Raw genomic sequence first — 7,508 nt, 5'->3', positions numbered from 1 at the left:
CGGCAATATGTGAAAAAAGGTACGGACTTGAGAACGGTCACTGATGAAGATATCGAACTTGCCCAATCAAGGATAAACAACCGACCGAAAAAGTGTTTAGGGTTCAAGCAGCCATCTGTCGTCTTTAAAACGATGGCTATGGCTGCTTGATATTAGAGGGTGTCGCACTTCGGAGTTGAATTCGGGGCAATAAACATGCAAAAGATAAGGATAAACAAGCATCCTATTTTTGAGACAACATCTATATATTACTACAATTACAATCGGTTAATTTAACTTACCAACCAATAGCGATAAAACACGTAGTAACTCCATTATTACTACTTCGGTATTAACTAATAAGTATTAAAAATTAGACATCAAAAATTACCCTTAATAAGCTACTGAATATAATAGTTCTTCTGTGGACACGTGATGAATGTTCATTAGAAATTAAAACACAATATTTTTTCTTGATTTAGGATCACACGATCTTCAAAACAATGCCATGTCTACAAGCTTATAAATTTTCGCTGAACCAGTAGCTTAGGTATATATTTTCATTATTCTTAGGCATTTTATAATTCAATTACTTAACAAATGACTGCACTTCACTGTCGGTTAAATAGCGCCACTGTCCAACCTCAACATCAACGCGAACATCTCCAATAGCTTCTCGGTGAAGGGAAACCACTCGGTTACCAACAGCAGAAAACATCCGTTTTACCTGATGAAATTTACCTTCGGTAATCGTTAAAAGAACCTCTTTGGCACTAAGAATTTCTAAAGCCGCAGGGCGTGTCAATTGTTTCTCACCTTGTAACTGGATGCCAGCTTTAAACTTCAACACCACATCGTCTGCAATCGCACGAGACAAACCGACACGATAAACCTTACTGCACTCTTTCGTTGGCGTAGTGATATTAAATGACCAGCGTCCATCATCGGTGATCAATACCATACCCGTAGTGTCTGCATCTAAACGGCCGGCTATGTGGAGCTCGGAAATATTATCAACGTTTAAATGATTGAATAAAGAAGGGTAAAACTCATCAATATTAGAGCAAATCGTGCCCGCAGGTTTATGCATGAGGATATATCGAAAATCGCGCGCTTTTAACTTCACGTCATTTAACAATACCGTATTATTTTCATGAACCTGAGTGGCTTCATCTGTTACAACCATGCCATTAACATCAACCTCACCCGAATTGATTCGTTTGACGGCTTCGGCTTTTGTTAACTCAGTACTTTTACAAACAAACTTATCAAGGCGCATTACAGGTATTTCTCAGAGTGAGGAACGGTCGCCCATTATCCTTTCTTACTGCTAATTATCAATCATTCACAGGAAATAGGAGACTGTTCATTATTCACGGCGAAGGGCTGTTTTATAAATATTTCACTCGCTCATCGATGCACTCATAAGAGCCCATTTCAAACTCGCGACATATCCAAGGCCGATTCTCGTATATTGTGCACATGAGTGTTTCTCTATCTAAAGCAGCACACCAGCCATCATCCAAACGCTTCATCGTCTCGCCACCGTACTGGTCGCGTAAGATAAACTCTTCTGGAACGCCTGTATCTGAAATAATCATGACCTCAAGACGGCAGCAACATGCTTTACAGTTTGAACACAAGACCTCTGAGGGGGAAGAGCTTTTAATCGGTATATTCATGAGTAACTACAATTTGGTCAATTGTACATTTTACCTCAAATCGACCAAAACTATCCTCAATTTCTTGAAAACACTTGCTTGTAAGCCATAACGGATACACATTCCCCTCATCAAACTTAGTCGTTTGAAGTTTATATCATTGATTTTCATTTGTTTTACTTCATACCTTCAAGGCACAGACCATTATAATAAGGTGATTTTCACTAGGCCAATAACGTGGTCATACACCAGAATAATAGCGTCTAACTATGTCACGCTTTTCATGAAGAAGGCTAAGGAAGGGCCTTAACGAGGAGAGCGCCAACGCCGCAACGGAATCAGTCTCGGTAACCTACTGAAGTAAACGCACTGTCTTCGCTTATTTATTAGATGATAGCCTGCTTGACAGCATCAACCTGTTTTTCAAATATGGTTTTTGACTCAGCCTTACTTGAACCCGCTACCGACACCCATTGAACACCAGTCTCATCATTATGCTCGAACTCAACCTGTAGCTCATACTTTTTAATAGTGAAGATAGTCATAATAACACCTAGGACAAATGCAATCGGTGCCATAAATCTCCCAAAGCCTTCAGGGAAAATTACCCATACAATGCTTGAAACAATAGCACCCATTAAAAACAGTTTTAAGCTGTGATCTTTCATTGTATTTGATTTAAGTCTGGCGTTTTTTATTTTCGATAAAGGAAATTCATCTCGCCTGTATCGAAACGTAGTATTGCTAATTTCAAAATCATCCGTTGATATCATCTTACCTCCATTCACCAAACAACTTTTCACAAAACAAATTGATAGAAAGAATCGTGCTTCATTACAATTGTTAATATCACATTCATCATTTGCGATATTTGATGTTCCTCTCAATTATACAACCGACATAAATATTTGATCAGTCTTGCAGGTTAAAATCGAACGCTAGCGACAAAAAAGCGAGCCAGCTAACAGTCACTGACTCGCTTATTAGGGAGTGGCAGAAAATGAAAGAAATATTACTTCTGCTTCGTCTTCACTCGCTTTATTTTATTCATTACCGGATAACCATCATCAATCAGCTCATTGACGAACGTTGATGGCTTCTCTGGCTCGGCGCAAACCCATACGTGTTTCTTCGCACGGGTGATTGCAACGTAGAACAACCGGCGCTCTTCGGCGTCGGTGAAGCTTTCGCCACGGGCTTGCAGGCAGGCCGCCAATCCGGTGTCACGGTCTGGTGCCGGAAACACACCGCGGTTCACATCCAAGATAAACACAAAGTCGGCTTCGCGACCTTTACTGGCATGGCAGGTCATGAAGTTCAGACCAAGATGCGGCCACTTCTCCTGCCATTGCTTGAGCTTTTCAGGTCGCTGGTTGTTATTGCGCCCCAATAGCAAGGTGGTCACGTCGCCTTTTTGTTGTGTCGCCAGTTGCGCCAATTCTTGATCGATCAAATCCTGACACAGCAAGGTCACGGCTTTGCGCTTTTGCTTCTTGAAGCTGGTGAGCTCTTTTTTCAGCTGGTTAGGGTTCTGCTGAATAAAGGCATTCGCCACTTCACCGATCATGTTATTAAAGCGGTAAGTGGTATCTAACTCGGTAATGTGGCTGGCACCAAATCGCTGCTCAAATCCGGTGGTCAGATTCACATCGGCACCGGCAAAGCGGTAAATAGCCTGCCAGTCGTCACCGACAGCAAACAAGGTCGGTCGGTGCGCTTTGTCACCCGCTTGGCAAAGCGCTTCAATTAACGCCAACCGGTGCGGTGAGATATCTTGGTATTCATCCACCATGACAAACTTCCAAGACGGGGTGAACTTGCCCTCTTTGACGTATTCTGTCGCCCGCTGGATCATGGTGTTGAAGTCAATCTGTTTGCTGGTCTTCAAGTGCTGCTCATAGGCACGGTAACACGGCCACAGCAACTCCAGCTCACTCTTCATCCGAGCACGCGCCGATTCGTTCTCGTGCTGTTCAATACTCTCGACCAACTGGGACTTGTTCGCACCGCGCTGGCCAATCAATTCAATATGACGCCACACCCAAGCAGCCAATTGCTCACTCTTGGCCTGCTTTTCCATCGAGTTATCCGATTTAAAACCAGGAATACGCCATTGGGTAAGGTGTTTCTGCCAACGTTTGGCTGAAGCGGCCGTTTCCCATTGCTCAGTCAATACGTTAGAAATCCATGCTGCACGGGCTTTTTCATCTAACGTAACCGGCGAGACGCTTGGCATCTCGCTCTCAACGGCTCTGATGATTTGTGTACCCAAACTATGGAAGGTAGCAACCTTGATACGGTCGCTGACCTTGGCAGCCAAGCGCTCGCTCATTTCTTCGGCGGCTTTGCGGCCAAAGGCCAACATCAGGATCTCTTCTGGCTGGCTTTGCTGATTGGCAATCAGATAAGCAGCACGGGCAACCAATACGCTGGTTTTACCGCTACCGGCCCCCGCAAGTACCAAGTTATGATCCTGGTTAATCAATACCGCTTCACGCTGAGTTGAGTTTAACGGCGAAGATTCAAACTTATCAAACCATGATGACCACTTTTCGGTTTCTTTTTCCAACCACTGGCTATTGGCCTCTTCCACCCATTCTTCATTCCCTTCAAGCCATGGCTCAACCTTCTCAAATGCCAACGGTCGGAAGGATGCCGCTAACTCACGGGTTAACCCGGTTGAGGCTAATGAGTTCTCTAGGTAACGGTGTAATTGGCGGTGGGAGGATTCACGCAGATACCCTTCGGCTTCAGCATAGCCATCAATACGGGTCAGCATTTCCGGTAGCATGTTATCCAGCTTTTCTACCCGGCCTTGCGCCCAGTTACGGTAGGCTTCAAGCAACATATTGGCAAATGCTTTACACTGCTGCCACGGCAGGCCATATATTGTCCAACAATACTCTTGATCAGCGGAGGTCAATTCAAAACTGCCCCACATCACACCACGATGAACCTCTATGGCACCATCCCATTCATCGAAGGGAATTTCTTCTGTTTCTGTCTGGCTATCAAGTACTAAACAATTATCACCAAGAGCGATACTGCAATAATCACCTTGGGCGAGCCATTGGGCCAGCCACCCTGCTGTTAAACGCATTCTGTCACCAACACTCAACTTACTTCTACTCACGCTAACTTTTGCGCACATTATTAGATATAGCTAACCTAATAACGAAAAAACGACTTGGACTTAGAGTATCAAGTTATATAACTTTACCCAAGCACACTCCCCCAGTGGGAGCTCACCAAGATTCATGCAACTCAAAGTCACTTGGGTATACAATAGCGTCCAAAAATAATTTATGCGTAAATTTTCTGCTAATTAATATGGTCAAACTGACCTTCTTAGATGATTTTCACCGTGAGTTGTTGGTATTTTATACAATACAAAGGCTTTGATGTGTCATTGAGTAACTTGATAAACCACTAACGCAATTAACATTGCCAAAAAACATTACCAATAAACGCAATCTAAAGGGTTCAGCTAGGCGTCCCCCTGGCGAACAATACTTAAGCGCAAAAGATCAGTTCGGCCTAGAAACATTGAATTTCATAAGGATTTATACCGCTTGATTACGGAAGTTTGCTATCTTTAGCGCTTCACTAGGAAGACCATAAAAACAATGACAAATAGCCGCTTACAATTGACTTTGCATCGTTACTGGGCGAACGACCGAATAAACTACAGCATACGCGTACTGATCGCCCTGGTTGGGGTAACCCTCCCCTGTTGGTACCTACAAGCAACGTCAGAAGTCACACCATTAGTCCTCGGTATCATTGCTTCTGCGTTGGCTGAAACCGATGACAACCTGACTGGGCGGATCAAGGCATTAATCACCACCTTGTTTTGTTTCCTTCTCGCTTCTTTTTCTATCGAAATATTATTCCCTTACCCACCATTGTTTGCCATTGGACTATTTACTTCCACTTTTGGTTTTATCATGTTGGGGTCAATGGGCGCCCGATACGCCAGCATCGCTTTTGCTTCGCTGTTATTGGCGGTTTACACCATGCTGGGTGCCGATCAAAGCACGAATTTATGGTATCAGCCCATGCTGCTGCTTGGTGGTGCAACGTGGTATGGCCTACTATCACTAAGCTGGCAGATCATATGGCCGAACCAACCGGTTCAGCAGAGCCTATCAAAAGTGTTTAACGAACTGGCCTGTTACCTTGATAGCAAAAGCCAGCTCTTCGATCCTGTTGCCGATTTGGTTCCGCAACCGCTTCGCCTGCAAGCGGCGACCAAGAATGCCAAAGTGGTTAGTGCACTCAACGATGCCAAAGCGACGCTGCTGCACCGTGCCCGCCGCGGCCACCCGAATGAAACCGGGAATAAGTTCCTCAATATCTACTTCTTGGTGCAGGATATCCACGAGCGTGCCAGCTCCTCCCATTACCGCTACCAAGATTTGGCCGCAGAGTTCCAACGCAGTGATGTACTATTCCGGTTCCAGCGCCTTCTCGCGCAACAAGCAAAAGCGTGTCGAGAAATCGCTCATGCCCTGGCAATGGGGAAACCCTACCGCCATGGCATTGATAGCGTCAAAGCACTGGATGAACTGCAAGAGTCCTTGTTCTACCTTAAGAGCCAGAACAATCCCAAACGCCGGGTGTTTATCAACCAGCTGGAGTACCTATTTAGCAACCTCGCGACGGTAGAGCGCCAGCTCTCAAACGTCAGCAACCCGGATGTGTCGACCACCGACAGCGCCCGCGACAACGAACTGTCGGATACCGAAGCGCGTAGCATGAAAGAGCGTTGGCAACGTATCCGCGCTCAGCTAAACCCTAGCTCAATGCTGTTTCGTCATGCGCTGCGGATGGCTATCGCCCTAACGGTTGGCTATGGGATCATTCTCGGGCTTGATCTCGAACGGGGATATTGGATCTTGCTGACAACCTTATTCGTCTGCCAGCCCAATTACAGTGCAACACGCCAGCGACTGAAACAACGTGTTATCGGCACCATTGCCGGTTTGCTCATCGGTATGCCGTTACTGTTCCTGTTCCCAGGACAAGAGGGCCAGCTAGTACTGATGATATTTACCGGTGTGATGTTCTTTGCCTTCCGTACCGCCAATTATGGGATAGCGACGATGTTTATCACCTTGCTGGTACTATTCTGTTTTAACCAGCTTGGCGAAGGGTTTGCGGTTATCTTGCCTCGTCTTGGCGACACCCTACTGGGCTGTTTGCTGGCGGTATTGGCCGTCAGCTTTATCTTGCCGGATTGGCAGGCTCGCCGTTTGCACAAAGTGATGTCGACTGCCGTAGAGAAAAACCGTGACTATCTAGCGCAAATTATTGGCCAGTACCGTATCGGCAAAAGAGACTGCTTGAGCTACCGTATTGCCCGCCGCGATGCCCACAACACCGATGCCCAGCTTAGCTCGGCGATCAGTAATATGTTGCTGGAGCCAGGCCGCTACCGCATGGCAACCGATGAGAGCTTCCGTTTCCTAACGCTAAACCATGCCATGCTGAGCTATATTTCAGCGTTGGGTGCCCACCGTATCCAACTGGAAGATGAAAGTACCCATCACTTGGTTTCGCTGGCCCACAGGCAAATCCACCAGCATTTAGATTGCTTGGCAGCCCAACTGGAAGGAAACCACTGCGCCCAAGCGCCAGGGTCTGATAGCGAGCTGGATCAACGTCTATCGTTATGGCGAGATGAAGATTCAACATCGGCCCGTATGGTGTTGCAGCAACTGCACCTTATTCAGCGCATGCTGCCTGAGCTCCATTCCCTTGCCAATAAACTCGCAGCGAGGACCGGTGAAGATATTGAGACTAAAAGCAAAGAAGCCGCTTAACTCAATGTGACAAGCTCCCTTGAAAACCAAGTATGGTTTGGGG

5 protein-coding genes and 1 pseudogene are annotated in these 7,508 nt (G+C 45.9%); 2 read left to right on the top strand and 4 right to left on the bottom strand.

Annotated features, from left to right (window positions below):
* Nucleotides 1–150, top strand: a pseudogene (locus NHN17_RS18910) (IS30 family transposase); the annotation flags it as partial.
* Nucleotides 151–568: 418 nt separating this feature from the next.
* Here NHN17_RS18910 and NHN17_RS18905 read toward each other — a convergent pair.
* From NHN17_RS18905 to helD, 4 genes are all read right to left on the bottom strand, one after another.
* Nucleotides 569–1,258: a pseudouridine synthase gene (locus NHN17_RS18905; RefSeq protein ID WP_255044188.1), complete on the bottom strand. Its 690-nt coding sequence runs from the start codon at nucleotides 1,256–1,258 to the stop codon at nucleotides 569–571.
* A 112-nt stretch (nucleotides 1,259–1,370) separates the two neighbouring features.
* A complete protein-coding gene (locus NHN17_RS18900) occupies nucleotides 1,371–1,661 on the bottom strand; it encodes a YkgJ family cysteine cluster protein (protein ID WP_255044187.1) in 291 nt (96 codons plus the stop codon).
* A gap of 365 nt (nucleotides 1,662–2,026) precedes the next feature.
* Nucleotides 2,027–2,413, bottom strand: coding sequence for a hypothetical protein (locus NHN17_RS18895; protein WP_255044186.1), 387 nt, complete (start codon nucleotides 2,411–2,413; stop codon nucleotides 2,027–2,029).
* 239 nt (nucleotides 2,414–2,652) lie between these two features.
* A complete protein-coding gene (gene helD / locus NHN17_RS18890) occupies nucleotides 2,653–4,740 on the bottom strand; it encodes a DNA helicase IV (RefSeq protein ID WP_255044185.1) in 2,088 nt (695 codons plus the stop codon).
* A 526-nt stretch (nucleotides 4,741–5,266) separates the two neighbouring features.
* Between helD and yccS the strand changes: the two genes are divergently transcribed.
* Nucleotides 5,267–7,465 carry a YccS family putative transporter gene (gene yccS / locus NHN17_RS18885; protein WP_255044184.1) on the top strand — a complete coding sequence of 733 codons (2,199 nt, stop codon included), beginning with the start codon at nucleotides 5,267–5,269 and terminating at the stop codon, nucleotides 7,463–7,465.
* Nucleotides 7,466–7,508 lie beyond the last annotated feature (43 nt).

It is taken from the genome of Photobacterium pectinilyticum (assembly GCF_024357955.1).
Taxonomy (GTDB): domain Bacteria; phylum Pseudomonadota; class Gammaproteobacteria; order Enterobacterales; family Vibrionaceae; genus Photobacterium; species Photobacterium pectinilyticum.
Note: the sequence above shows the minus strand (reverse complement) of the source record. Positions and strands in the feature narration are given on the sequence as shown.